Annotated in this window: 22 protein-coding genes; 1 reads left to right on the top strand and 21 read right to left on the bottom strand. The window is 50.5% G+C overall.

Annotation, left to right across the window (positions count from 1 at the left end; genetic code table 11):
* Window positions 1–381 precede the first annotated feature (381 nt).
* From ltrA to ACCC71_RS01150, 21 genes are all read right to left on the bottom strand, one after another.
* The gene (ltrA, locus tag ACCC71_RS01250) at window positions 382–1,776 is read right to left on the bottom strand and encodes a group II intron reverse transcriptase/maturase (RefSeq protein ID WP_434309915.1); all 1,395 of its coding nucleotides are present in this window, start codon (window positions 1,774–1,776) and stop codon (window positions 382–384) included.
* A 540-nt stretch (window positions 1,777–2,316) separates the two neighbouring features.
* Entirely contained in the window at window positions 2,317–3,606 is a 1,290-nt protein-coding gene (locus tag ACCC71_RS01245; protein ID WP_434310641.1) for a UDP-N-acetylglucosamine 1-carboxyvinyltransferase, read from the bottom strand.
* A gap of 245 nt (window positions 3,607–3,851) precedes the next feature.
* Window positions 3,852–6,422, bottom strand: a complete 2,571-nt coding sequence (locus ACCC71_RS01240) for a hypothetical protein (RefSeq protein WP_434310640.1) — start codon at window positions 6,420–6,422, stop codon at window positions 3,852–3,854.
* On the bottom strand, window positions 6,423–6,905 hold the full coding sequence (locus ACCC71_RS01235; protein ID WP_434310639.1) for a deoxycytidylate deaminase: 483 nt from the start codon (window positions 6,903–6,905) through the stop codon (window positions 6,423–6,425).
* Window positions 6,906–6,918: 13 nt separating this feature from the next.
* Entirely contained in the window at window positions 6,919–7,347 is a 429-nt protein-coding gene (gene rpiB, locus ACCC71_RS01230) for a ribose 5-phosphate isomerase B (RefSeq protein ID WP_434310638.1), read from the bottom strand.
* Entirely contained in the window at window positions 7,344–7,802 is a 459-nt protein-coding gene (locus ACCC71_RS01225; RefSeq protein ID WP_434310637.1) for a phosphotyrosine protein phosphatase, read from the bottom strand. The genes rpiB and ACCC71_RS01225 overlap by 4 nt, the downstream gene beginning before the upstream one ends.
* On the bottom strand, window positions 7,786–8,862 hold the full coding sequence (locus tag ACCC71_RS01220) for an L-threonylcarbamoyladenylate synthase (RefSeq protein ID WP_434310636.1): 1,077 nt from the start codon (window positions 8,860–8,862) through the stop codon (window positions 7,786–7,788). Before ACCC71_RS01220 ends, ACCC71_RS01225 begins: the two co-directional genes overlap by 17 nt.
* Before the next feature lie 140 nt (window positions 8,863–9,002).
* Complete coding sequence (sdaAA, locus tag ACCC71_RS01215) at window positions 9,003–9,875, bottom strand: L-serine ammonia-lyase, iron-sulfur-dependent, subunit alpha (RefSeq protein ID WP_434310635.1); 873 nt, start codon at window positions 9,873–9,875, stop codon at window positions 9,003–9,005.
* Window positions 9,875–10,543 carry an L-serine ammonia-lyase, iron-sulfur-dependent subunit beta gene (sdaAB, locus tag ACCC71_RS01210; protein ID WP_434310634.1) on the bottom strand — a complete coding sequence of 223 codons (669 nt, stop codon included), beginning with the start codon at window positions 10,541–10,543 and terminating at the stop codon, window positions 9,875–9,877. The genes sdaAA and sdaAB overlap by 1 nt, the downstream gene beginning before the upstream one ends.
* A gap of 14 nt (window positions 10,544–10,557) precedes the next feature.
* The gene (locus tag ACCC71_RS01205; protein WP_434310633.1) at window positions 10,558–11,169 is read right to left on the bottom strand and encodes a nitroreductase family protein; all 612 of its coding nucleotides are present in this window, start codon (window positions 11,167–11,169) and stop codon (window positions 10,558–10,560) included.
* A 15-nt stretch (window positions 11,170–11,184) separates the two neighbouring features.
* Window positions 11,185–11,655, bottom strand: coding sequence for an NUDIX hydrolase (locus ACCC71_RS01200; protein ID WP_434310632.1), 471 nt, complete (start codon window positions 11,653–11,655; stop codon window positions 11,185–11,187).
* 1 nt (window position 11,656) lies between these two features.
* On the bottom strand, window positions 11,657–12,907 hold the full coding sequence (gene glyA, locus ACCC71_RS01195; RefSeq protein WP_434311787.1) for a serine hydroxymethyltransferase: 1,251 nt from the start codon (window positions 12,905–12,907) through the stop codon (window positions 11,657–11,659).
* A 119-nt stretch (window positions 12,908–13,026) separates the two neighbouring features.
* A complete protein-coding gene (gene proS / locus ACCC71_RS01190) occupies window positions 13,027–14,466 on the bottom strand; it encodes a proline--tRNA ligase (protein ID WP_434310631.1) in 1,440 nt (479 codons plus the stop codon).
* Window positions 14,467–14,600: 134 nt separating this feature from the next.
* Window positions 14,601–15,290, bottom strand: a complete 690-nt coding sequence (locus ACCC71_RS01185) for a response regulator transcription factor (RefSeq protein WP_434310630.1) — start codon at window positions 15,288–15,290, stop codon at window positions 14,601–14,603.
* A 112-nt stretch (window positions 15,291–15,402) separates the two neighbouring features.
* On the bottom strand, window positions 15,403–17,112 hold the full coding sequence (locus ACCC71_RS01180; RefSeq protein WP_434310629.1) for an ABC transporter substrate-binding protein: 1,710 nt from the start codon (window positions 17,110–17,112) through the stop codon (window positions 15,403–15,405).
* Between the two features lie 36 nt (window positions 17,113–17,148).
* Window positions 17,149–18,108, bottom strand: a complete 960-nt coding sequence (locus ACCC71_RS01175) for an ABC transporter ATP-binding protein (RefSeq protein WP_434310628.1) — start codon at window positions 18,106–18,108, stop codon at window positions 17,149–17,151.
* Window positions 18,101–19,105 (bottom strand): ABC transporter ATP-binding protein, encoded by a 1,005-nt coding sequence (locus ACCC71_RS01170; RefSeq protein WP_434310627.1) that lies wholly within the window; start codon window positions 19,103–19,105, stop codon window positions 18,101–18,103. The genes ACCC71_RS01175 and ACCC71_RS01170 overlap by 8 nt, the downstream gene beginning before the upstream one ends.
* Before the next feature lie 17 nt (window positions 19,106–19,122).
* The gene (locus ACCC71_RS01165; protein WP_434310626.1) at window positions 19,123–19,971 is read right to left on the bottom strand and encodes an ABC transporter permease; all 849 of its coding nucleotides are present in this window, start codon (window positions 19,969–19,971) and stop codon (window positions 19,123–19,125) included.
* Window positions 19,972–20,940, bottom strand: a complete 969-nt coding sequence (locus ACCC71_RS01160) for an ABC transporter permease (protein WP_434310625.1) — start codon at window positions 20,938–20,940, stop codon at window positions 19,972–19,974.
* 121 nt (window positions 20,941–21,061) lie between these two features.
* A complete protein-coding gene (locus ACCC71_RS01155) occupies window positions 21,062–22,669 on the bottom strand; it encodes a response regulator transcription factor (protein ID WP_434310624.1) in 1,608 nt (535 codons plus the stop codon).
* The gene (locus tag ACCC71_RS01150) at window positions 22,647–24,452 is read right to left on the bottom strand and encodes a sensor histidine kinase (protein ID WP_434310623.1); all 1,806 of its coding nucleotides are present in this window, start codon (window positions 24,450–24,452) and stop codon (window positions 22,647–22,649) included. The genes ACCC71_RS01155 and ACCC71_RS01150 overlap by 23 nt, the downstream gene beginning before the upstream one ends.
* Window positions 24,453–24,669: 217 nt before the next feature.
* Here ACCC71_RS01150 and ACCC71_RS01145 point away from each other — a divergent pair, with 217 nt between their 5' ends.
* Window positions 24,670–26,250 carry an ABC transporter substrate-binding protein gene (locus ACCC71_RS01145; RefSeq protein ID WP_434310622.1) on the top strand — a complete coding sequence of 527 codons (1,581 nt, stop codon included), beginning with the start codon at window positions 24,670–24,672 and terminating at the stop codon, window positions 26,248–26,250.
* Window positions 26,251–26,298: the final 48 nt, after the last annotated feature.

The raw sequence follows: 26,298 nt of genomic DNA, 5'->3' as shown, positions 1-26,298 counted from the left end.
GATGGCAGATAGATGAAGGAACGCGAGGAATTCGTTTCCTGTCAGGATGCCGCTTGAAAAAGCGGTTTTATTTTTTCCTGATTCTGAAATGGGAAACCATACGTGCTTATGAACAAATACTCTTCTTCTCTCGCATCCGCAGCTTGACCGTCTTAGCCTAACGGAAAAACTGCCTGCGAAAGGGAGGCTGCTTTGGCTGCCTCTACAACATCTCTATACCTTCAGGAAGCCTCCCCAGCCTGGATAACTGGGGAGGCTTTCTTTACAAAATATTTCTTGGAAAACCGGTCAAAATATGCCAAAATGATAATCGAGTAGGAGGCGGTGACTAGCCGCCGTCCTCTCACAGCACCGGACATACGGTTCTCGTATCCGGCGCTTTCAATAGTTGACGTGCACTGACTGATAGGCGGTGGCTAAATCATAAAAGCCACTGTTTATCAGTCTTTCTTTTGTCATTGCCATATTTATGGCAACTGTATGTGTGGTGAACCAATAGCCTCGGCGACTGTTTCCCGCCTGCCATGCCAAATCCTTCTCCAACCCCATCTTGATTAGGTTTCGCACTTTTGTCTTTGGTTTCTTCCATTGTTTCCATATACACATACGTATTCTGTGATAGAGCCATCCGTTAATGTCATCTATGTTGTTCTTCATGCTCGCTATTCCGTAATAGTTTAGCCATCCCCTCGCAAATACCTTGATTTTCTCAAGGCTTGGCTTAATGGACTGTACCGATTTACGGGAAGATAAATCTTTCAGCTTCGTCTTAAACTTCTTCCATGACTTTGCATGAACCCGGACATAAATGCCGCTCCCGTTCCTTCCCAATGCAAAACCAAGAAACTTAAAATTTCGGATTGCAAACACGCTCACAGTGCGACTTTTCTCCCGGTTGACTGTTAATTTCAGCTTTTCCTCAAGGTACTTTGTACTGCTTTCCAAAAGTCTTTCTGATGCCCGTTTGCTCTTTGCGAGAAGCACAATGTCATCTGCATATCGAACGCACGGAACACCTCTATTTAAGAACTCCTGGTCGAACTCGTTGAGGTAGATATTCGCTAGTAACGGAGATAAATTTCCTCCCTGTGGCGAGCCTTCCTCTGTGTCGATGACCACTCCGTTCTCCATTATTCCACTTTTCAGGTAGCGTTTAATCAGCTGTATTACACGCTCGTCCTTTACATTCTTCCGCAAAAGATTGATAAGTATTTCGTGGTTGATTGTGTCGAAGTATTTCGATAAGTCCAGGACTACCGCAAATGTACAGCCCTGCTCTGCATACTCTTTCACTTTTAGTATCGCTTCTTTTGCGCTTCTGTTCGGGCGGTACCCGAAACTGCCGTCCGCAAACAATGGCTCATAGATTGGCACTAACTGTTGCATTATTGCCTGTTGGAGTGTTCGGTCTATCACGGTTGGTATGCCAAGCTTTCGCACACCACCTTCCGGTTTCGGAATCTCAACACGTCTCACTGGAGACGGAGTGTACTTCCCCCTGTAAATCCGGTCGGTCAGCTCCTGTTGATGTTCCTTTAGGTACGGAAGCGCTTCCTCGACAGTCATCCCATCGATTCCTGGCGCCCCCTTGTTTGCCTTCACTCTCTTATACGCTCTGTTGACGTTATCCTTATGTAGTATCGCTTCCAAGAGCTTTGGCTGTGCACTGTCTCTTTCTTTCCATATCCGATTGAATGACCTTGACGCTTCCGCATACCCTTCGTGTTCCGCACTGTCTCTTTGCGGACAGCCATTGTTTTCCAAGTTTTCTGTCATATACAGTCATTCCTCCTTTCCCGGTCATACTCAAGACTCCCACTGATTCGGTCCTTCATGAAAAAAAAACTTCACTACTATGACCTCTGCTGACTTCTGTGCGTTCAGCATTGCCTTAAGCAATGGTTACCTCTTTCAAGGCATACCGCACAGACCTCCCCAGGTACCACACGTTTCCTCCTCTCCATCCATCTGCCTCATTTATCATGCATGATTCCGTGTAGTTATTGGGCTTCGACTTGGTAAGCAGCCTTACCCTCATGCATAACCTCATATGTGATTTCTGTTCGTCAGACCAGAGATTTGCCCGCGGGTTAGTAGGTTCCCCACATCCGGCTTCCTTCAGATTCCACCTCACGATGGACACCCTTGCCTTCGGCTATATCCTTCCCACTACCGGGCGGATTCGGGACTTTAACCCGTTAGAAACGTGCGCCGCTGGGCGCACTTAGAAAACCGCAAGCCATCGCATTTGCGATCACTTGCGGTTTTTTATTTTCTCTGTATTCCATCCGAACATTACTCTTCTAAGTCTTCCCGTCAGCCTGCCCGAAAACGGAATTTCTTTGCCTCCCGCTCATCGTTTACAAGCTCGATCATCGCTCCAAGACCCTGAAGTTTCTTATCAAAACCTTCGTATCCACGAAGAATGTATTCGATGTTGTCCACCGTCGTGATTCCCTCTGCGCTAAGACCCGCCAGCACCAGCGCGGCTCCCGCTCGGAGATCCGGCGCTACCAGTTCCGCTCCGGTCAAACGGCTCACGCCGTCAATCACAGCGATATTACTCTCCACTTTAATCTGAGCTCCCATCTTCGTCAGCTCATCCACATATTTAAAACGATTTTCAAATATGCTCTCCGTCACAATTCCAGTCCCGCCGGAAAGAGTCAAGGTCACGCACATCTGAGGCTGCATGTCCGTCGGAAATCCAGGATAGGGCAATGTCTTCACATTACAGGAACGCAGCTGAGGCTTTCCAACCACGCGGATCGTGTCGTCAAACTCCACCACCTCGCATCCCATCTCCAAAAGCTTCGAGGAAACCGCTTCCATGTGTTTCGGAATCACATTTTTTACCATCACATCGCCTTTGGTCACTGCCGCGGCAAACATAAAGGTTCCCGCTTCAATCTGATCCGGTATAATCGTATATTCGGTTCCATGAAGCCGTTCTACGCCGCGAATCCGAATCACATCGGTTCCAGCGCCTTTGATATTGGCGCCCATAGAATTCAACATATTGGCGACGTCCACAACATGCGGTTCCTTTGCCGCATTCTCAATGGTGGTATTTCCCAACGCCAGCACAGCGGCCAGCATGACATTAATCGTAGCTCCTACGGATACCATATCCAAGTAAACATGTCCGCCCGCCAGCTGCTTTGCATCCGCGATCACACAGCCGTGAAGCACGTCCACCTTCGCATTCAAAGCGCGGAACCCCTTTAGATGCTGGTCAATGGGGCGGCTTCCAATATTACATCCTCCAGGAAGAGCCACCTCCGCATGGCGGTATTTTCCAAGCAAGGCTCCCAGAAGATAATATCCAGCCCGAATTTTCCTTATGTAGGCGTTATCCACGCGAACCTTGTGGATATTGCTCCCATTGATCCGAACGGAGTGGCTATCACGCCGCTCCACAATCACACCGATTTCCCGCATCGCATCCAGCAAAACCCGAATATCTTGGACATCCGGCAAATTATCAATAACGACTGACTCATCGGTCATGATCGCAGCCGCTAAAATTCCAAGCGCAGCATTCTTTGCGCCGCTGATGACCACTTCTCCGACTAGGGGGGCTCCCCCCCTCATGATATATTGCATGTTCAGACTCCCCTGACTAGTTGGTTTCTCTCACTGAATGCTATTCTACCATTATCCGTAAAGTTTGTAAAGATTTTTTAACATTTGAAAATGGGGCAGACTGCCTGTCCGCCCCCAAAAAAGCCGCATTTTCCTACACTTTCCGCCATATCTTGCCCTTTTATGTCGACAGGATAACAAGATATAGTCCTAAGAATATTAATAGTTTTTTACAGTTATTACCAAACCGCACACGCTCTTTTTCTTTATTTCACATAGCCAAGGAACCTGCTTCCCGCCTGACGAAAATAGTCTTCCGCATCGTTTTGTCCCTTCTTTGTAACCGTCCCCTCCAGGGGATCATACAGCTCCACATTATACTGGTCGTATCCCACCAAAAGAATCGGCCCTTTGTCCTCGCTGAGGGCAATGACCGGCGTCTGCCGGTTGATATAGTAAAATAGCTGTTTTAACGTACAACCGCTCAAATCCATCACCGTTCCCGGTAAAAGCTCCGATAGGATCAATTGAGCGTTTTCCCCAGCGGCCAGGCGTTCATGGATGTCCTCCTCCACGCCTTCTTTCCGCAAAATTCCAACGATGCATCCCATCAGCCGGTCGTCCGGCGCAGCAACCTTTGCTTCTTCCGCAATCGGAATACTGACAGTAAGCGCTCTCTCCGTCCGCCGCCAAATGGCGTTTCCGTTACTGTCGGTTACCCATCCCATCTTATCGTAAATCTGGGAAATCGCTTCTCCCGCCCGATCCCGGACCGTCTGTAAATGTCCATAGGCGTACGCATAATAACGAACGTGGTCCATTCCTTCCGAATAGTGGGAAAGATCCAGGGAAGAACTCCCGCCATAGAGAATCTTATTGGGAGACGTAACGTTCAGATTCTTTTTTCCCTCCCCGTTTTGAGTAAGGGGCAAATACCAGATTCGTTTTCGTTTCTCTCCATCCTTTTGCGCCAATTTTTCCTTTTCTCTGCTGGATTCTGCATTGCTCTGCATCAGGGTATCCCCATCCATATATTCATAGTCCCCAGATGAGTTCTTTCTCAGACGGCTTAAATGTACCTGTCCTTCTCCCACAGAAACCGAAGAAATATAGATCCCATCGTACTGATACCGGGAAATCTCCGTTCCCGCCGCATCCGTGATGGTCAACGCGTACTGAGGGTATAAGGCCTCTAAGCCCGACCTTTTTATCTCCTCGGTCCGCCCAATGCTGCAGATAAAATCCTGATCGATAAATCCCTGAGTCCGCAGATACTCTCCATCCGCCGCTTCCAGCACATGACTTTCCCCGGAATCTAAATACAAAATCCGAACGGAATCCGCCTCCTGCAAATTTTCGCCTTGCTGCCAGGCAATCGCGTCCTGGGTTTGATTGACCACAAAGCCGCGGGCCTCGGCGTTTTCCACAACAACGACAAATTCATTTCCCACGTAATCAATGGCATAGACGTTATTATCAAATTTTAGATATAGAAGTTCCCGGCTGCTTTTATAGGCTAACGTATCGATCCCTTCCTTCAGCACCTGATAAGGCTTATCCGAAGCAATATAGAACACCTCCTGCAAAGCGTTGTCCGCCTTCACATACCGGTAATAGGATAATCCCGTCTGCCCCTCGTGAACTCCCCGGTTCATATAGCCAAAAACAAAAAACTCTACATTCCCTAAATTGTCCACATTCACCGTACGAATACCATACTCCTGGTGATTGCGCCGCCAGCCCTCTTCCTTCTCATCGCGAAACGTAAAGATGCGGACCGCTTCCTGATTTTCTGGGCAGTAGCTCCAGAGCTCGCCGTTCACGACGAATACCTGGTATTCTTTCTCTCCATTTTCCCTGGTGGAGGGCTTGCCCGACTCCGCCAAGGCAACCCGCTCCGGCAGCGTCACGCCGAAATCAATCCCCTCGCTGGTGATGGTATCTGCAGACGCCTCAAAAACCTGGTTCATGTTTCGCTCATAAGCCATCAGATAAAAACGCTGCGGCGACCAATTCAGACAAAAGTATTCTTCCACCAGATACGTACCGATCCGATCGTTTTCCCCTTCCGCCTGAAGCTCATAACGCACCAAAAACGAACCAAAGGTCGAATTGATCTGCAAAATTTGAATCTGGGGTTCCCCAATCTGGCTCGGCGCCAGCTTCGCCCAGGTAATCTGATCAAAACTGGAATGAATATTGGTATAAGCCAGCGTACCGTTGTCCGCGGATTGATCCGATTCTAGATTCACCGCATAATTCTCGCTGTCTGTTTTCGTAAAAGTTTCATCATGGAACCCTTTTACATACTCCAACATCTCCCTGGTCTTCATCCCCTGACCCCAGACCACTCGAGTGTAATAGGAAATATTTTCCCGTTCTTCTGTGGAAACCAAAATCCGGAGACGGTATTCTATGTTGCGGCCAAGCAAATCTTGAATCGGAAGTTCCACTTGAATTTGGCCGTCTTCCTCCCGCCAGTCCTGCAGCTCTCTTCGCTCAATCAGGCCGTTTCCGTCCATCGTGCGAATCTCATAGGAAAGACCGGTCACCGTGTTGCCATAGGTAGACACCGCCACCGGAAGTTTTCGATCCTCCGGAAGAGGCGTCAGAGTCTCTCCCATGTAGGCTTCCTTCATTTCCGCTGTATATCCATAGAGAACATTGACCTCCTGGTCCTCTACCGTCAGAGACAGTACCGGAAGGGAAGCCGCCTCCATCGCCTCATAGGAAACTTCCTCTTTTTCCCGATCTTTTAACAACAGAAAAAATACGAGAATGGCCACCACCAGAAAGATGCCGGCCAAAATCAAAATCTTTTTAAAAGCTTTTCCCATTTATAATTCCAGTTCAACCTTTCGTCCCGTTTTCTGGTACTGGTAATACCGGACTCCGGCGGCGTCAAACATCCGTTTTGATGCCCGAACCGCATCGGACTCAGAATATTTATCTTCTTCATACACAACCGTACGGATACCGGCCTGAATAATCGCTTTCGCGCATTCATTACAGGGAAATAAACTTACATAGAGCGTACTTCCCTCAAGGCTTCCGCCTCGATAATTTAAAATGGCATTTAGCTCGCTGTGGGTGACATAGAGGTACTTGGTATCGATTCCTTCTCCATCCCGTGCCCACGGAAATTCATCGTCCGAACAGCCGCTAGGGAACCCATTGTAGCCCATCGATAAGATCTTATGATCCGCGCTGACAATACAAGCTCCAACCTGTGTGTTTGGGTCTTTGGAACGCCGGGCGCTCAGTTTCGCGACTCCCATGAAATATTCATCCCAAGTAATATAATCACTCCGCTTTTCCATATGCCCTCCCTATCTACTCTTCAATCTTAGCAATTCTACGCATATGGCGTTCGTCGTTGGAAAATTCTGTGGTCAAAAAGATCTCCACAATCTTTAAAGCCAATCCTGCCCCTACCACGCGGGCTCCCATACAAAGCACATTGGCATCATTATGTTCTCTCGTCATCTGGGCAGAAAAACAGTCTCCACAAAGAGCGGCCCGGATACCTTTTACCTTATTGGCCGCCAAGGACATGCCGATACCGGTGCCGCAAATCAAAATCCCCTTCTCGCAAACCCCATCTGCCACCGCGTGAGCCACTGCATGAGCGTACTCCGGGTAATCGCAGGATTTCTCATCATAACAGCCAAAATCCTTGTATTCCATACCATTCTTTTCCAGATAGGCGATCACTTCCTGTTTCAGTGCAAATCCGCCATGGTCACTTCCTAATGCTATCATATCGCTTCCTCCTTTAGTAATCGTTCCGCTGCCATTTTCACCATCAAATCAATATACTCATAGCATGCCCCATATTCTGCCAGCGTACCCCCATGGGGCAGGTTGATATCCCCCGGTTTTCGAACAAATTCTCCGATAGAATAGATATCCGCCTCTCCCTGAAAAGATTCTTTTGCCTGGCAGCATTCATATTCAGTCATGGTCAATACCAAAGTACCCGCTTCCAAATCTTCCACGGAGAGCTGTTCTGAACTTTCTTTCGAAGGTTCCAGCTGATTCCCTTTTAAGATCGCGACCGCTTTGGGATTCATCGGTTCCGGAAAAAGGACGACCAATCCTCTTGAAAGCACCTGGAGCGTCTTTTTCCAGTTAACGCTGTTCATGACAGCCTCAGCCATAATGCTCCGGCATGTATTATCCATACAGACAAAGATCACTTTATGGTAGGTTTTCATCTTCGCCTCCTGCCTGCAGTATCCGGTACCCGGCGGCTTTCATCAACCGGTTCATGATAGCTGCCCCCAGCGGCCCCTCTGAAAAAGCCTCTGAGTAAACAAATTCTTTCTCTTCCTCATCAAATTCCCGAAGACAACGGTACAAATTATGGGCAATAGTTTCCTCCTTCGCCCGCGTTCCGATGGTCTTCACAAAAGAAGCGTCATACCGCCCTCTGCTTTCCTCCGAACAGAGAATTCCAACCCGAAAACCCTGATTTTTTTTCTCTTTTGCCAGAGAAAGAATCCGGCTGGCAACGGCTTCCGGCTTCCCTTCCACAATGGTAAGCTCCGCTTTCGGCGCGTAGTGCCGGTACTTCATTCCCGGCGCCCGCGGACGCAAATCTGAATCCGGCTTTCCTAAAATCGCCGGGTCAAACTCGCCGCTTCCTAAAACCTCCCGCAGCTGCACAAGACTGATATAGCCTGGACGCAAAATCAAGGGAATCTCTCCCGTCACATCAATGATGGTGGATTCCAAACCGATCTCCACCGGCCCGCCGTCCAAAATCATCTCAATTCTGCCCGATAAATCCTGTATCACATGTTCCGCCGTCGTAGGGCTGGGACGACCCGATAGGTTCGCGCTCGGCGCTGCAATCGGAACTCCCGCTTCCCGGATCAATTCCTGGGCCACTGGATGGCTGGGAAAACGAATCGCTACCGTATCCAATCCCCCGGTACTCTCCAGGGGAACTTTTTCACTTTTTTCAAAGATCAATGTCAAGGGACCCGGCCAAAAAGCGTCCATCAGCCGCTTTGCCGCTTCCGGAATCCGGCGAACCAAAGGAGGCAGCTCCTCCCGGTCGCAAATATGAAGAATCAGAGGGTTGTCCGAGGGCCGGCCCTTTGCCGCATAAATACGGGACGCAGCCTGAGGGTCCAAACCGTTTCCGCCAAGGCCGTATACCGTCTCTGTGGGAAAAGCCACCAGCTTGCCTTCTCTCAGCAGCCTGGCGGCGCGCTGAATGGCCGGACAGCGTTCCTCTTTTGTTGTCATCGGACAAATTTCCGTGTTCATTCCCTCTCCACATCCCTTTAATGGATTTCCCGCCAGAGTATCTCAATAGAAGATACCTCCTGATAAGGGCAACCTTATTATAGCATTATGGAAAGAAGGATTCAAGAACAAAGAATCTTGAATCCTTCTTTCCATTTTCTCTATCTTTTTTTCAACCTCTCAAAAATCGCCCGGCCGGTCGGCGTACCCGCTAGCCCGCCTCTTCCGGTTTCCCGCAAATCCCCGCTCATCAGGTCTCCGACGCTTCTCATCGCGTCGATGACTTCATCTGGAGGAATGGCGCTGCGAACCCCTGCCAAAGCCATATCTGCCGCGCTTAAGGCATTGACCGCGCCGATCACATTGCGCTTGACGCAGGGCACTTCCACCAATCCGGCTACCGGATCGCATACCAGACCGAGAAGGTTTTTTAAAGCCATCGCCGCGCTGTGAAGAATCGCTTCCGTATCTCCCCCTTGCAGAAAGGTCAGGGCTCCCGCGGCCATGGCGCTGGACGCGCCGATCTCCGCCTGGCAGCCGCCACGCGCTCCGGAGATACTGGATCGGACGGCGATCACACCGCCAATCCCGGCGGCCACGTAGAGCGCCTGCAAGATGCGTTCTTCCTCCGGCTGACGCTCTTTTTCATAGGTCAAAAGAACCGCCGGCAGCACGCCGCAGGACCCAGCCGTGGGAGCCGCCACGATCCGCCTCATGCAGGCGTTGCTCTCTCCCATCTTCAGCGCCCTTGCGATTACCTGGCCAAAAAAGGAACCGCACAGACTTTTTTCCGCCTCTGCATAGGCTGCCATCCGCGCTCCGTCGCCGCCCACCAGACCGCTGGCCGACTTTTGATTTTCATCATAACCTTCGTCCGCCGCCTTCATGGCTTGATACATGTCCTGCATCTTTTTCCAGGAGCTCTCCGGTTCTGTCTGAGAGAATACGCAATCGTCCTCAAAAATCACACGCCAAAAGGGAAGCTGCTCTGCCTTTGCTCTCTCCGCGATCTCTGCCAAGGATGAAAATCCCATCACTCGCCCTCCTTCAGACTCAGATACGTGACCCGTTTTACTTCCGGCAGGCTCTTTAGATGCCGCCGCACTTCCTTTGGTACTTCCTGATCGCATTCCAGAACCATCACGGCGTCCCCGCCGGGGCAGTCTCGATATAGCTGCATCGTCGCAATATTCACTTCTTTTTCCCGAAGCAGAGAGGTCACTTCCGTCACAGAACCGGGAATATCCTGATTCCGAATCACCAAAGTAGGGCTTTCTCCACTAAAATGCGCTTCGATCCCATCCACCTGACAGATTCGAATTTTTCCGCCGCCAAGAGACGAGCCCATGACCTCCAAGGTCTGGCCACCCTCCCCCGTCATGCGAATCCGCGCCGTATTGGGGTTAACGTCTCTCAGGTTTGCCTGGCCGAAGGTAATTTCTACCCCAGCTTCTTCCGCCAGCCCAAAGCTAAAAGGAATCCGGTTGTCATCGGGCTTCATGCCCAGCAACCCGGCTACCAATGCCCGGTCGGTACCGTGTCCCTTTCCCGTGGCCAGGAAAGAGCCGTACAGATCAATTTTAGCCGCCTTTACCGGTTCTCCCAAAAGCAATCTTGCGATATAACCGATCCGCACAGCGCCGGCGGTATGAGAACTGGACGGGCCCACCATAACCGGGCCGATGATATCGAATACGCCCATCAGGTGCCTCCTTGTTAGATAAACGTCGCAATCTCTTCCAAAGTCTTCTTCCGAAGCTTTGGAAGTTCAAAATTCGGGTCCGGCTTTCCGACGCACAATACCATGACCGGAGTTTCGCCTTCCGGCCGTTCCAGTAAATCGCTTAAAAATGCCGGCGGCGCCGGAGTATAGGTCAAGCTCGCGTATCCCGCGTTCCGAATCGCATTGATCAAAAATCCCATAGAGATGCCGATGGATTCCGGCACATAGTAATTTTTGTCCTTGGTTCCGTCCGGCAGCGTCCGATAAAACTCCTTAAAAATCACAATCAGACAAGGAGCCTGGGTTAAAAAGGGCTTTTCCCAGTTGGTCTTTAACTTGGCCAGGTCTGCACGCCACTCATCGCTGATCCGGTTCGCATAAAATTCCTTTTCCACTTCCTCCGCCTGTTCCCGGATTTTCTTTTTCATCTCCGGATCCGTCACCACGCAGAAATGCCAGGGCTGCTTGTCTGCCCCGCTGGGCGCCGTGCCTGCGGTCAAAATACAGTCTTTGATGACCTCTAAATCTACCGGTTCTTCCAAAAAAGACCGGTACGTCCGTCTCTTTCTGCTCTCTTCCAACAATTCCTTTGATGTAAGCGGCATCTTCTTCCTCCCTGTTTATACCAGCCGGAGGACGCCGTCTTTCACGGCCTCCTTCAACTGATCTCCTTCATAAACCACCTTCAATGTAAAAAATGGGGCGTCCTCCTCCAAAAGGCGGAAAAATATCTTATCCCCCTCCCAAAGGTTGAGCTGATTCAACTCCGCCTTCGGAACCCATTCCAGCGTTCCTTCCGGACAGGGCATGATTTCTCCCTGATACTGATCTGCCGTAAACAGGTACATATGCTCTGTCTCCCATTGATCGGAAACAAAGGTAACGATCCCCCTCAGGCGAAACCGGGTCAGAGTCAGGCCCGTCTCCTCCCGGACTTCCCGCAAGAGACAGTCCTCCGGGCTTTCCTTTTCTTCAAACTTCCCGCCGACCCCGATCCATTTGTCTTTATTCAGGTCATGTTCTTTTTTTACCCGGTGAAGCATCAGGTAACAATCGTCTTTTTCAATATAACAAAGGGTTGTAAATAACATTTTAGCAATACAGCGGATACTTTCCGCAAAGTTCCGTCACGATCGCCCGCACCGCATCCGCCTGATTTTCGTAATCGGTTGCTACCCGGTAGATGCAATCTGCGATCACATCCATATCCGCCTCTTTCAAACCTCTGGTCGTCACTGCGGCCGTTCCCAGACGGATGCCGCTGGTCACAAAAGGCTTCTCCGGGTCGTTTGGAATCGCATTTTTGTTGGTCGTAATATAGACGCAGTCCAAACGCTTCTCCAACTCTTTCCCCGTAATATGGAGAGATCTCAGATCCGCTAACATCAGATGGTTGTCCGTACCGCCGGATACCAGATTCACGCCGCGCTTTAAGAGGCCTTCCGCCAGTGCACCCGCATTCTTTACGATCTGGGACGCGTAAGCCCGGAATTCCGGTTTTAAAGCCTCGCCAAAGCACACGGCCTTTCCTGCGATCACGTGCATCAGCGGGCCGCCCTGGGTTCCCGGAAAGATTGCTTTATTGATCGCCGGACCATATTCTTCCTTGGTCAAAATCATGCCGCCGCGGGGACCGCGCAGTGTCTTGTGGGTAGTCGTAGTCACAACATCCGCATAGGGTACCGGCGACGGATGCGCGCCGCCCGCCACAAGGCCGGCAATATGAGCCATATCGACCATCAAATAAGCGCCGACTTCCTTGGCGATCTCGCTCAGCCTTTTAAAATCAATGATACGAGGATATGCGGACGCGCCAGCCACGATCATCTTCGGGCGAACCTCTTTGGCCTTTGCTTCCACCGCGTCATAGTCGATCCAGCCATCGTCTGTCACGCCGTAAGGCACAAAATGATAAAGCTGACCGCTTAAGTTTACCGGAGCGCCATGGGACAGATGACCGCCATGGGCCAAACTCATGCCCATCACCGTGTCGCCTGGCTTTAAAAACGCCGCGTAAACTGCCATATTGGCCTGAGCGCCGGAATGGGGCTGCACATTGGCAAACTCTGCACCAAAGAGCTTTTTCGCCCGTTCAATGGCCACATTTTCCACTACGTCCACTTCTTCGCAGCCGCCGTAATAGCGCTTTCCCGGATATCCTTCCGCATATTTATTCGTCAAAACACTTCCCATCGCTGCCATAACAGCGGGAGAAACCAAATTTTCCGAAGCGATCAACTCCAAATTTCTTTGCTGACGGCCCAACTCTTTTGCCATAGCCGTTCCGATTTCCGGGTCGATCTGCGATACAAACCCGATCGTGTCCATCATATCCTGGTACATGTCGTCTATCCCTTTCTTTGTTCTCATCCTTTTGTTATTCTCAAAGGTCGGCAGCGCCGAAGCAAAGGCGCTGCCGATTCTTTTTCCTAGAGGAGAATTTCGCAAAGCGAAATTCTTTCTTAATACGCTTTTCCCCAATAAATCATTACTTTTGCCGGACGCCCGCAGCAAACGCAGGTGTCTCCCAGGTGCTCCTGGATAAAAGGCATACACCGGGAAGTCGCACCGGTTTCCTCTTTGATCTTCAGCTCGCAGGCTTCGTCGCCGCACCACATGGTCTTAATAAAACCAGGTTTCGTCGCCACGGTCTCCTTGAAGCTCTCATAATCGTCCGCTTCATAAATATGGCTTTCCAGATGCGCCTTGGCCCGATGGAGCATATCGTTTTGCATCTGCTCCAGCATAGCGGACGCTACCGCAGTCACCTGTTCAAAAGGCACCACCCGTTTTTCTCTGGTATCCCGGCGCACCAGCACCGCCTGTCCAGCTTCCAAATCTTTTGGCCCGATCTCAATCCGAAGCGGAATTCCACGCATCTCCTGCTCGCTGAATTTCCAGCCAGGACTCTTATCCGTATCGTCCACCTTTGTCTTAAAGCCCGCTTTAATCAAGGTTTCCTTCAGTTCCAGCGCTTTTTCCGTTACCCCTTCCTTGTGCTGGGCAATGGGAATCACCATAATCTGCGTCGGAGCAATCCGAGGCGGCAGTACCAAGCCGCTGTCGTCGCCGTGGACCATAATAATAGCGCCGATAATCCGGGTGGAAAGCCCCCAGGAGGTCTGATGCACATACTGCAGCTTGTTCTCTTTATCCGAATATTGAATGCCAAAGGCACGGGCAAAACCGTCTCCAAAGTTATGGCTGGTGCCGGACTGCAGCGCCTTGCCATCGTGCATCAAGGCTTCGATGGTATAGGTGGAGTGGGCTCCGGCAAACTTTTCTTTATCCGTCTTTCTTCCACGAATCACCGGAATGGCAAGCACATTTTCACAAAAATCCGCGTAAACGTTCAACATCAAAACCGTACGCTCTTCCGCTTCCTCAGCAGTCGCGTGGGCCGTATGGCCTTCCTGCCAGAGGAACTCTGTCGTCCGGAGGAACGGACGGGTCGTCTTCTCCCAGCGCACCACGGAACACCACTGATTGTAGAGCTTCGGCAGATCCCGGTGGGACTGAACAATGTTCTTATACAGATCGCAAAACAGTGTTTCTGACGTCGGACGAACGCAAAGGCGTTCCTGCAGCTTTTCATTTCCTCCGTGAGTTACCCAGGCCACTTCCGGGGCGAATCCTGCCACATGGTCCTTTTCCTTCTGAAGAAGGCTTTCCGGGATAAAGAGCGGCATCGACACATTTTCCACGCCGGTCTCTTTAAATTTTGCATCCAGCTGGTGCATCACATTTTCCCAAATTGCATATCCGTTAGGTCTTAAGATCATGCAGCCCTTTATGCTGGAATATTCCACTAGCTCCGCCTTTTTTACCACATCGGTGTACCACTGGGCAAAGTCCTCCGCCATCGGAGTGATTGCCTCGACAAATTTCTTTTCCTTTGCCATCTATTTTCTCCTTACATGTAATGCGCTAAAGTGTCCCTATGATAGCACAAAACCCACAAAAATTCAACCGCCTGTCTGGAAAAAAGGAAGGATTTCCCGCGGTTTTCCACGAAAAATCCTTCTTTTCTCTTGACTTAGATTTTGAAACGGTAACCCACGCCCCAAATTGTCTCGATATACTGGGGCTTTGAGGTATCGAACTCAATTTTTTCCCGAATTTTTTTGATATGAACTGTCACGGTAGCGATATCCCCGATGGACTCCATATCCCAGATGTTCCGGAACAGCTCCTCTTTGGTAAATACATGGTTGGGATTTTCCGCCAGGAAGGTCAAAAGGTCAAACTCCTTGGTGGTAAACTGCTTTTCCTCCCCATTGATATAAACCCGACGGGCCGTCTTATCAATCTTGAGGCCCCGAATCTCAATGATTTCATTTTTCTGGACGTTACTTCCAATCAACCGGTCGTAACGAGAAAGATGGGCTTTTACCCGCGCCACCAACTCGCTGGGGCTAAAAGGTTTGGTGATATAATCGTCGGCTCCCAGGCCCAGGCCCCGGATCTTGTCAATATCGTCCTTTTTGGCGGAGACCATCAAAATCGGCGTGTTTTTTTCCTGACGAATCTTCTTACAAATCTCAAAGCCATCCATACCGGGCAGCATCAAATCCAAAATAAACAGATCAAAGTCTTCCTTCAGCGCCCGTGTCAGCCCGGTGGTCCCGTTATTTTCAATTTCCACCTCAAAACCGGAAAGTTCCAGGTAGTCTTTTTCCAGCTCCGCGATGCTTTCTTCGTCTTCCACAATCAAAATTCTGCTCATTCCACAGGTACCTCCTGGTTTTCTTTGAGGATGATTATAATGCCAAAGAAAAAATAAATCAAGCCCTCGCCGCCTGGAACAAAATCTGTTCCAGACAGCAAGGGCTCCACGATTAGTCAAAATAGCAATACTGGAAATTCAGATAGCCGGACGTTCTCACCACGCCTTTCAGGCTGGACGCCATACAGTAAATATCCACATTCTCATGAACCGCATAGCCGTACGCCTGATCGTAGTAAGCTTCCTGTACTGCCGCATAAGCGGCTTTTCTTTCTCCTTTATCGGTAATGGAGATGATCTGATCCATCAAAGCATCGATGGCTTCCGCTTCCGGGATACCGGCGGTCTTACTCAGATTGGTTCCGCCATTGGTTCCCTTGGTGCTCATCACATACTTGGCCAGGCCGCCGTGGGGTTCCTCGGTAAATCCAGCCTGCCGAATGGCGATATCAAAGTCGGAAGAATCTTGAGTCAGCGAGTTTGCCGTCGCATTATCCGCATACTCAATCTGGAGCGTAATTCCCACTTCCGCCAACTGGCTCAGCATCATCTCGCTGATGCCTTTAAAGGCGCTGGTGGAGGCGCAGACCATCTTAACGGTCAGGCCATCGGCATAACCGGCCTCCGCCAACAGAGATTTGGCCTTCTCCGGATCGTAGTTGTAATAGTCCGCCATCTTCTCATCATAAGCCCACAGACCCGTCGGAACCAGAGAGGTTCCCGCTCCGCCGACGCCTTCAAAAACGGAAAGGTTGATGGATTCCGTATCCAGGGCATAGCAGATGGCCTGACGCAGACGGACATCGGAAAGGACGCCGGTAGCATTGAAGAAAATAGACTGGCAGGCTAAAGAGGGACACTCTACTGCCAGCAGATTTTCATAGCCTCCGGCAGCCACATCGTTGTACTCGACGCCGCTGGGATCAAAGATAAAGTCCACATTACCGTTTTGCAGCTCAATCAAAGCCACCGAGGATTCGGAGATAAACTGGAAGGTAATGCTGTCTAACTTCGGCATATGCTCCGCATCCCAGTAATTGGGATTCGCCGCCAGGCGAATGTATTCGCCTTCCTTATACTCGTCCAGCATATAGGCTCCCGTGCCGATAATGCCGTCGATACCGATAGAATCGCCTTTCTCCTGCTGATAGGACAGCGGAATCGCGCAAATCTTTGTCAAGATTTCGTGGGCAAAGGAACACTGGTAATTCAGCTTCATGGAGATCGTATAATCATCCTCCGCCGTCACCGCCGTATAGTCAAACAGATCTTTCTGGCCGGAAGCCAAGCTGCTGTTGGCCACATAATTTTGGATAACGCCCAGCACGTCGGCCGCCACCATCTCTTCTCCGGTGGAATACTTGACGCCTTTTTTCAGGGTAAATTTCAAAGTTAGGCCGTCCTCGCTGTACTCATAGCCTTCCACCAAAACCGGCACCACGTCCAGATTTTCGTCAAAGGCAGCCAGCCGTTCGCATACCATCCATCCGGAAGTGGCATAGATGGACGGGGATACATTGTAGGGGAGCATGGAACCGGGATCTTTGCTCTGGGCTACTACCAGATCTTTTTTCGCGCTCTCGATGGCCGCGGTGTCCATTTCCTGAACCTGATTCAAATAAACCAGGCCTTCTCCAAATCCGCTGCCCACGGCGCCTCCCGCCGCTTCCGTACCTTCGGCCGCCGTAGCCCCAGCGGGTGCTGCGGTTCCATTGGGCGCTGCTGTCGTACCGGCATCCGAACCGCCGCAGGCGGTCATTCCCAGAACCATAGCCATGGCCAAAATTCCGGATAAGATCGGTTTCATTGACTTTCTCTTCATGTTTTTTCCTCCTTGAATAAAATTTTTCGTTCCTCTTTATTCCATCCCGTTGATGCTGCGCACATTGTGGCAGGCAACAAAATGATTCGGGGTGATTTCCTCTACCGCCGGGCTTGTACGGAAACATTCTTCCGTCGCATAGAGACACCGGGACGCAAACCGGCAGCCGGGCTTGGGATTGATCGGGGAAGTCAGCTCTCCCTTTAACAAAATCCGCTTCTTTTCATGGTGGGGGTCTGCCACCGGCACCGCGGACAGCAATGCCTTTGTATAGGGATGGTAATGGTGTTGGAATAATTCCTTCGCATTGCTCTTTTCCACCATCTGTCCCAGATACATCACCAAAATATTGTGGGAAATGTATTTCACCACCGACAAATCATGGGTGATAAATAAATAGGTTAGATTCCTCTGCTCCTGCAGATCCAACATCAAGTTCAACACCTGCGCTTGAATCGAGACGTCCAAAGCTGAAACCGGCTCGTCGCACACCACAAACTCTGGGTTCATGGCCAGGGCCCGCCCGATTCCAATTCTCTGCCGCCGCCCCCCGTCCAGCTCATGGGGATAAGTATCCAGATACCGCCTTGCCAAACCCACGGTATCCATCAGCTCATACACCCGCTTCTCCATATCCGTTCGGGATACGCCGGCGTTTTGAAGTGCTTCTTCCAGCACTTGTCCTACGGTCATACGCGGATTTAAGGAGGAGTAGGGATCCTGAAAAATAATCTGCAGCTTCCGGCGGCATTCGCTCAGCTTCTGCTTCTTTACATGGGTGATATCCTCTCCGTTGTAGAGAATCTTCCCGCTGGTGCTGTCATGGAGATGAACCAGCATCCGCCCCAGGGTCGATTTTCCACAGCCGGACTCGCCCACCACGCCCAAGGTCTCTCCTTTTGAAATCGTAAAAGACACATCGTCCACCGCATGAAGCGTTCCGTGCTTTGTATCAAAATATTTTTTTAGATGCTGTACTTCCATCAACTCAGCCATTGGTCTCCTCCTTTCTCTTGCCGAATACGCTGCAGCGTACCCAGTGCCCCGGCGTCAGTTCCACAAGCTGCGGCTCCTTTTTACAGGCGTCGCAGGCGTGGGGGCAGCGGGGAGCAAAGCTGCATCCTTCCGGCAAATTCATCGGGTCCGGCATCAAGCCTGGAATTGGCGTCAGTCTGGGGCTGTCCCCGGCGACGCTGGGCAAAGAGCCGAACAGCCCGATGGTATAAGGATGGGTCGGCTCGTCAAACACATCCCACACCGAACCGCTCTCCACGATTTCACCGGCATAGACGATCGCCACTTCATCGCACATTTCCGCCACGATTCCCAGATCATGGGTGATTAGAATCATGGACGTCCCCAGTTTTTCTTTTAATTCATTGAGCTTATCCAACACCTGCGCCTGAATCGTAACGTCCAGCGCCGTCGTCGGCTCATCGGCGATCAGAAGTTCCGGATTGCAAGCCAAGGCGATCGCAATCACAATCCGCTGCTTCATGCCGCCGGAGAACTGATGGGGATATTCCTCATAGCGCTCTGCCGGAATCCCTACCATTTCTAATACTTCGCAGGCCTTTTTTGTGGCCTCCGCTTTGGAAATTCCATGTTCATGGAGTAAAATTACTTCTCGAATCTGATCGCCCACCGTATCGATGGGATTCAGCGCCGTCATCGGGTCCTGAAAAATCATGGAGATTTTTTTTCCACGAATATTGCGCATCTGCGCCTTTCCCATTTCCAGCAGATTTTCCCCCATAAATCGAATCGCTCCGCCGACTACGCGTCCGGGAGGATTGGGAATCAAACCCATAATCCCTAAGGCGATGGTTGTTTTTCCAGCGCCGGTCTCTCCCACCAGACCGATGGTCTGGCCTTTCTTTAACTGTAAACTCACATGGTTGACTGCATGGCAGACGCCGGCGTCCGTCTCATAATGGATGACCAAGTCTTCCATCTCCAGTACATTTTCTTTCCCTTGCTTTGCTCTATCCATTTTCCTTCCGTCCTTTCTTAATTCTTCAGCCGGGGATCCAGCGCGTCACGAAGGCCGTCTCCCAACACATTCATGGAAAATACAGAAATCAGGATCGCAAGTCCTGGGAAAGTGATCAGCCACCAATTTCCTTTGATGTAAGCGCGGCCCGCGGTAATCATCGCTCCCCACTCCGCCGAGGGGGGCTGCACGCCCAGACCGACAAAGCTTAAAGAGGACGCCACCATCAGGGTCGTTGCAATATACAGAGTCGCCTGTACAATGATCGGGGACAGTACATTAGGAATGATATGTTTAAAAATAATCTTCGGAGTGCTGACGTCGATGGACTGGGCGGCTTCGATAAATTCCGAGGTCCGAAGGGACAGAATCGGTCCCCGGACGATTCTGGCAAACCGCGGAACCGTAGCGAGCCCCAGAGCCAGCATGGTTTTGGTGATGCCAGTTCCCAGTACGGTAGAAATGGCGATAGCGGTCAGCGTCGCCGGAAGCGCCATAAATACATCCAGCACCCGCATGATCGCATTGTCCACCTTGCCTCCAAAAAATCCGGCGATGGAGCCTAGAATAATTCCGAAAAATCCGGAGATCGCCGTTGCTCCAATGGCGACTGTCAGGGAGATCCGTCCCCCGTAGAGCACGCGGGTTAAGATGTCCCGGCCATAATTATCGGTTCCAAACAGATGCTCGGCGCAGGGAGCAAGCAGGCGGTTTTTCGCGTTCTGCTCATCCAGCCCATAGGGAGCGATCAGCGGCGCCAAAATGGAAAGGACGACGACGATCAAAATTACTACCAGACCGACCATCGCGAGACGGTTCTTTTTAAACCTTCTCCATATTTCTTTCAGTCTTCTTCCTTTTTTCATTCAGCCCACCTCCTTCGCTGCATTTTTCTTCCGCTTTTTCACTTCAAACTGCGTTTTGATGCGAGGATCAATGACCGTATATAAAATATCGACCAGCAAGTTGACCAGGCTAAAGGCGATGGCGATCACCAGAACCCCTCCGATGACCACCGGGTAGTCGCGGGTCGCAATGTTATCTACGATCAATTTTCCCAGCCCCGGCAGAGAGAAGATAGACTCGATGACCACGGCTCCCCCCATCAGCGCGCCGAACTGGATACCGCTGACCGTCACCACGGGAATCAGCGCGTTTCTCAGCACATGATGGATCACGACGGTACGCTCTTTCTGTCCCTTTGACCGGGCGGTACGCACATAATCCTGGCGGACACATTCCAGGACACTGGAACGGGTGGTCCGCATCATGGTGCAGGAAGGACCGATTCCCACCGCGACCGCCGGCATAATCCAATGAGCGATGCTGCCCATACCGGAGGCCGGCAAAATCCCCAGCTTTTGAGAAAACAGGATGATCAGCATCAAAGCCACCCAGAAGTTGGGAAGGGATACGCCTAACATACCCACAGAAACCATCGCCGTATCAATCCAGGTGTATTGTTTGATCGCTGATATGATTCCAATCGGCACGCCGATGATCAGCATGACGCACAGGCCGACCACAGCTAACTTTAAGGTCACGGGGAAACGGGCAATCAGCATCTCCGTTACCGGCTTATCGGTAAGATAGGAAGTCCCCAGGCTTCCTTTTGTCACAATGTTTTTGACATAGCGGACATATTGAACCAGCAGCGGGTCGTTCAGCCCTTTTTCCTCCCGCCACGCATCCATCACCTCTTCCGACGCTTCCTCCCCGAACTTCACACGGGCCGCGTCGCCGGTTGCCAGGGACAGAAGGCCATACAGCAAAAACGTAACGCCCAGCATGACAGGAATCATCAGGAACAATCGTTTTATCACGTACTTTATCATGACGAATCTCCTTTCTTTGATCGAATAGAATTCGAAACTCCAGAGAAATTTCCTATAGAATAACAAAAGCCCACCCCCAAGAACACTCAAAATCATGCTCTTGGGGGTGGACAATCCCGACTTATCCCCGCTTTTCCAAACGATATTGCTGCGGTGATTTTCCTTCTAATTTGTGGAAAACACGGCTGAAATATTTTTCATCCTGATACCCCAGCAGATAGGCGATATCTAAAATTTTCATCTGGGGATTTAACAGCAGTTCTTTGGCCTTCCGAATCCTTAAATGGTTGAGATAATCCGGAATTCCCATGCCGATATTTTTCTTAAACGCCCTTGACAGATAGCTTTCACTGAGGGCAAATTCCTCTGCGATCAGGCCAATGGTAATCCTTTCGGTGTAGTGCATCAAAAGGTACTGTTCAATCTGTTGAAAAATCGCCCCATCGTTTTCTCCCGCCCCCATCGTATCCCGAAAGTACAAGGCAAGATTTTGAAGATCCTGGTACAGATTATCTTCCATCTTTTTGGGAGAAAAGAGACCGTGCTCGTCAAAGGGAAGGCGAAAACATGGATCTGGTATCTTTTGTGTCACTTCCTGCTTCTGCCTGGCCCGGCTCAGCCGAAACCCTTCCAGCCAGCGAATTCGCATCATCTGGTAATCCTGCTGAATCATCTCCAAGTCGCTTAGATGAAGTTCCTTTCCCTCCGTAAAGCCCCGGATGGTTTCTTCCACCGCCTTCCGGATCATATGGTCATAGCCGCTTAACACCGCTTTGTGAAGATTCTCTTCAAAAGGCTGAAACGCTCCGGATTTCGCCGTCCATTCTTCCTGCTCCCAAAACTCTCCCTTCTCGATCAAAGATACGCCCACGCTCCTGGCCCGAAAACCAGCCTGCCGGACCGCGTCGCCTACGTCCTGATCGATCGGCCAGGCATCGCTGAGCCCCAGAGGGAAATGCACTTTGCTCTTCTGGTATAACACATATAAAATCTGTTGGCAGAGCAGGGGGACATTGCAGCGGTCCGCGTCAAAAAAGATCTGGATGTTGCCGTGGAGCCGTCTCATAATCGCCAGAGCACACCCGGCATCATAGACCACGTCGTTGGCCAAATCCGCCAGGATAGAAAGCTCCTGCTCTCCCTGCAAGACCTCTTCCGGCAGATGCTTGGTGTACAGATTGGCAATTCGAAACCGTTTGATCTTCCGGAATTCCGGAAGCAGCTCGCAAAGCTGACCGTAAGCCACCTCCCGATTGGCGGAGTTTAGGAAAACGAGCATCAACCGCTGGGCCTGCGCTTTCTTCATCTGGCTGTCGATCTCGTGGTAGGAATGTTCAATGGCCTGGATGGAAACATCCCTCTGCCACTCCCGCACGGCTTTTTCTACGGCGCGGTTGATCTGCTCTTCATCGATGGGTTTTAAAATATAATCTGCGCATCCAAGCTGCAGAGCGCTGCGCACATAATCAAACTGTCCGTAGCCAGATATCATAATCACTTTTGTGTTGGGACGAATCTTATGAATCTCCGAAATCAGCTCCAAGCCGTTCATACCGGGCATCCTCACATCGGATATGATGATCTGAATCTCCTCTGTCCGGATAAGCGGCAGCACGTCCTCCGAAGAATTTACCTCATAAACCGTGTCAATCTTGTATTTTTTCCAATCTACCAGCATTTTGACTGCAATCACAGCCGCTTTCTCATCATCTACAATCAATGCTTTCAAAGATGGGGCCTCCTTCGTATTGGTCTAACGGAATCCGTATCGTAACTTTTCCCCCATTCCAAATCGAGGGACCAAGGATCATCCTGACTTTCTCTCCATAGAGAAGCCGGAGACGGTAATTCACATTGCGCATCCCAATATGTTCCTTCACATACACATCTTCCTCTCTTGGATTCGCCAGGATTTCATTCAATTCCTTATATCGTTCCTCAGAGCAGCCTTTTCCATTATCCTCCAAAGTAATTTCCAGCGTTTCTTCCACCTTTTTCGCCCGCACGCGGATAAAGCCCCCTGGTATCTGATGAATTTTTCCATGCTTGATCGCGTTTTCCACCAATGGCTGAAGAGACATCTTGGGGACGGTGATCGATTCCGTTCCTGGTTCCAGCAAAATCTCAAACTGAAATCGACCGTCAAACCGCTGCTGCTGCAAAACCAAATAGTTTTCGATATATTCCTTTTCCTGCTGCAGTTTTACGACCTCTTGTTCTAGATTCATGCTGTACTGCATTTCCGCCCCCAGACGGACCAGCAGCCGGTAGCTCTCCTTATCCCCGTGCATCAGTGCCAGCGTGCTGATACTTTGAAGGGTATTGTAGATGAAATGCGGATTGATCTGAGCCAAAAGCATCTTCATCTCCACATTTCGATGGGCCTGGCTTAATTTCTGCTGCCGGATAAACATCTCATTGACCGTAGCCATCATATTTTCCATATGGACAATCAGCGCTCCGATCTCATCGGGCCTTTGATAATGGGTATATTGACGAATATCTGCGGTCAGATTTCCCTTTTCTACCGCCTTGGCATAATTTTTCAGCTCCCGCAGCGGCTTCATAAGATGAAAAATCGTCAATACCGCCACACCGATACAGATCAGGGCGGCTACTGCCATCAGCAAGATCTGCCATAACAAAATCTGGTTGGCAGGTCCAAATAATTCCTCGTTGGTTTTTAATTCCACGATCCGCCAGGATACCAGATCGCTGCTTACCTTCTGGACAAACGCCACTCCTTGAAAGGAAGAATCCCGGATCTCCATCCACCCCGCCGTATTCTTTTGAAGCAGCTCCTGCTGCGCGCTTTCCGACAAGACATCGGTATTTTGATACAACACAGTTCCTTCTTCCGAGAGAAGATATACGGGATTTCCCCGTTCCACCGAGGATAAATAGGACGCCAGCTTATCGATCAACACATCGATGGACAAGGTTCCGATCACCTGCGTTCCCATGGTATTATAGATATTCCAGTGAAACGTACAAACTTCCGCCGCCTCTGTCTCTAGGGCCGCTATATCATACGTATGACTGAGGTGCACCCCTTCGCAAAATGCTTGATACGGCCCCAGGCTTTCCGGGATCGCCGCCTGATAATCTCCATCCCCAATCGCCCGCCCGGACCGGCCGACCAGATAGGATTTGCCAGAACTATAAAGATTCATGTAAATTTGAAGAATTTCTCTTCCATCCGATAGATTCACCAGAGACTGCAGATAGGTAAAAATCGAAGCGCTGTCTTCGTAATTGTGGCTTGGTTCATACAGCACCGTGTAAATCCCAGTATTATAGTAAAGCTCCCGTGACGACCGACCGAGAAAGGAGAGGTACGCGCTCAGCGATACATCGTCTGCTTTTACATTTCTCTGACCGGTCTCAATGGCATTCTCAATCAGATTCTGCCGGATATAATAATTGGACATGGCGGCAGTCAGCGCAAAGGCAACCAGAATCGTTCCCATCAACAATCCAGACACCAGGCGCGTAAAACTTTTCTGTTTCAAACGCTTTCTCCTCCCATGATTGCTTTCGCGTTCATTATATTGGATTCGTATTTTATTTTCAAGCGGGAGCACGCGCTTCTTTCTTCCACGCAAAATAGTCCACTTTTCCGACGTTTTAGTGGATGTTTTTCTTGTCGATTTTCGTATATAATGATGCTAGGGTCAAAAGGTCATATATGCTCTTGTTAATTGAAGGTAAGAAGGGAGGCTATACTCCATGATTCTTAGAAAAGCGATTCTATTATCCTTATGCGCTGGAATTCTTTTTCTGCCCGGCTGTCATGCAGTCCCTACACCCCAGGCGCCATCGCCCAGCGAAAAAGATTCCATCGCCCCTTCCACGCCTGTTTACGGGGGAGTCCTAACGGTCTGTGATGGAAAAACTGTGGACGTTTTGGGATATCCGGCCGCTATGACTTCTGGTTCTCCCATCCGTCACTCGGCTCCTGCTCTGGAAACGCTGTTTCAGCTGGACGGCGAAGGAAATATTCACCCCATGCTCGCCCTATCCTATGAATCGGATCACGATGCCGGAACCCTGACGCTTTCTCTCCGGCAGCAAGTTACCTTCCACGATGGAAGCGAGTATAATGCGGAGGCCGTCAAATGGAATTTAGAGCAGCAGGTACAAGCGGGGGCCACCGGATTTTCTCATGTGGTGCGTATTGAGGCGATCGACGACGCCACCATCCGCATTCACCTGGCCCAATGGGACAATACGCTTCTCCCAAGCCTCTGTCAGGCTCAGGGATTGATCATTTCTCCGGCGTCCTATCAGAAATACGGGAAGGAATGGGCCTTTTCTCACCCGGTCGGAACCGGTCCCTTTCGCTTTGAACAGATTTCCGCGGATGGCACAATTACTTACACCCGCTATGAAAATTATTGGCAGGAGGGAAAACCGTATCTGGACGCGGTGAAGATTGTCTGTGACAGCGATTCTTCCAGCCGGGAATACCGCTTTCGGGAAGGGGAGTATAATGTTCTGATCCGTGGCGATATCACTTCCCTGGGAGGTTTTTCCGCAGAAGGTTATACCGTCCATTCCATTGCAAGCACTGGCCCTTGGGGGCTAGTATTTGACTCCGCCGACGAAACGTCACCCTTTGCGGACAAACGGGTTCGGCAGGCGGTCTGTCATGCCATTGAAAAAGATTACCTTGTTCACAATATCTATCTGGATACAGTAATTGAAACCAATCAGTACGCAACGCCAGGCATGTCCACCTATAATCCGGAGGTAAAGGGATACGATTACAACCTTTCCGCTGCCCGTGCGCTTCTTGCAGAGGCCGGCTATCCCGACGGCTTTTCCACCACCTACAACTACGACAGCTCTGCGGATAATGCCGACGCGCTGGCTCACGCCCTACAGGATATGTTAGAAAAGGTGCAAATTACCTTAATCTTAAATCCTGTCTCCAATTCCGTTTCCACCCACATGCTGCAGGAAGGCGGCGGCTGGCATGGCATCATGGGCATCTTCGGCTCCGCCCAGTACGACACGCTGACTCAGCTCTATCATTATTGGATTGGCGAAGCAAAATACTGTTCCATGGATAAGCCAGACGCGCTAATTCAGTTGATTTGCGGCGCCATTACCGCAAGCGAGGAGGATTCCATCCAGGATATCCTCCTCACGCAGAAAAGCCTTGTAGACGAATACTGTCTATGCTGCTATCTTTTTGCCAATACGGACTATACGGTTCTGGCGCCCACCATCCATGATTCCGGCTTTTCCAGCATCATGCCGGTAACCAATTGGACGCCGGCGGATACCTGGATCTCCGCTCCCTAAGTGAAATGGGAAACCATCCCCCTCTTTCAGCAAAATGGGAAACCGTCC

The organism is Hominifimenecus sp. rT4P-3 (assembly GCF_051055405.1).
In the GTDB taxonomy this organism is placed as follows: domain Bacteria; phylum Bacillota; class Clostridia; order Lachnospirales; family Lachnospiraceae; genus Pseudolachnospira.
Note: the sequence above shows the minus strand (reverse complement) of the source record. Positions and strands in the feature narration are given on the sequence as shown.

Excerpts from the sequence above, each read along its gene's own strand:
- ACCC71_RS01180 (WP_434310629.1), bottom strand. The coding sequence starts at position 17,112 with ATGAAGAGAAAGTCAATGAAACCGATCTTATCCGGAATTTTGGCCATG.
- ACCC71_RS01145 (WP_434310622.1), top strand. The coding sequence starts at position 24,670 with ATGATTCTTAGAAAAGCGATTCTATTATCCTTATGCGCTGGAATTCTT.
- ACCC71_RS01235 (WP_434310639.1), bottom strand. The coding sequence starts at position 6,905 with ATGGAAAAGCGGAGTGATTATATTACTTGGGATGAATATTTCATGGGA.
- ACCC71_RS01225 (WP_434310637.1), bottom strand. The coding sequence starts at position 7,802 with ATGAAAACCTACCATAAAGTGATCTTTGTCTGTATGGATAATACATGC.
- ACCC71_RS01245 (WP_434310641.1), bottom strand. The coding sequence starts at position 3,606 with ATGCAATATATCATGAGGGGGGGAGCCCCCCTAGTCGGAGAAGTGGTC.
- rpiB (WP_434310638.1), bottom strand. The coding sequence starts at position 7,347 with ATGATAGCATTAGGAAGTGACCATGGCGGATTTGCACTGAAACAGGAA.
- ACCC71_RS01200 (WP_434310632.1), bottom strand. The coding sequence starts at position 11,655 with ATGTTATTTACAACCCTTTGTTATATTGAAAAAGACGATTGTTACCTG.
- ACCC71_RS01240 (WP_434310640.1), bottom strand. The coding sequence starts at position 6,422 with ATGGGAAAAGCTTTTAAAAAGATTTTGATTTTGGCCGGCATCTTTCTG.
- ACCC71_RS01185 (WP_434310630.1), bottom strand. The coding sequence starts at position 15,290 with ATGAGCAGAATTTTGATTGTGGAAGACGAAGAAAGCATCGCGGAGCTG.
- glyA (WP_434311787.1), bottom strand. The coding sequence starts at position 12,907 with ATGTACCAGGATATGATGGACACGATCGGGTTTGTATCGCAGATCGAC.
- sdaAA (WP_434310635.1), bottom strand. The coding sequence starts at position 9,875 with ATGGGATTTTCATCCTTGGCAGAGATCGCGGAGAGAGCAAAGGCAGAG.
- ACCC71_RS01205 (WP_434310633.1), bottom strand. The coding sequence starts at position 11,169 with ATGCCGCTTACATCAAAGGAATTGTTGGAAGAGAGCAGAAAGAGACGG.
- ACCC71_RS01160 (WP_434310625.1), bottom strand. The coding sequence starts at position 20,940 with ATGATAAAGTACGTGATAAAACGATTGTTCCTGATGATTCCTGTCATG.
- ACCC71_RS01220 (WP_434310636.1), bottom strand. The coding sequence starts at position 8,862 with ATGAACACGGAAATTTGTCCGATGACAACAAAAGAGGAACGCTGTCCG.
- ACCC71_RS01170 (WP_434310627.1), bottom strand. The coding sequence starts at position 19,105 with ATGGATAGAGCAAAGCAAGGGAAAGAAAATGTACTGGAGATGGAAGAC.
- proS (WP_434310631.1), bottom strand. The coding sequence starts at position 14,466 with ATGGCAAAGGAAAAGAAATTTGTCGAGGCAATCACTCCGATGGCGGAG.
- sdaAB (WP_434310634.1), bottom strand. The coding sequence starts at position 10,543 with ATGGGCGTATTCGATATCATCGGCCCGGTTATGGTGGGCCCGTCCAGT.
- ACCC71_RS01165 (WP_434310626.1), bottom strand. The coding sequence starts at position 19,971 with ATGAAAAAAGGAAGAAGACTGAAAGAAATATGGAGAAGGTTTAAAAAG.
- ACCC71_RS01175 (WP_434310628.1), bottom strand. The coding sequence starts at position 18,108 with ATGGCTGAGTTGATGGAAGTACAGCATCTAAAAAAATATTTTGATACA.
- ltrA (WP_434309915.1), bottom strand. The coding sequence starts at position 1,776 with ATGACAGAAAACTTGGAAAACAATGGCTGTCCGCAAAGAGACAGTGCG.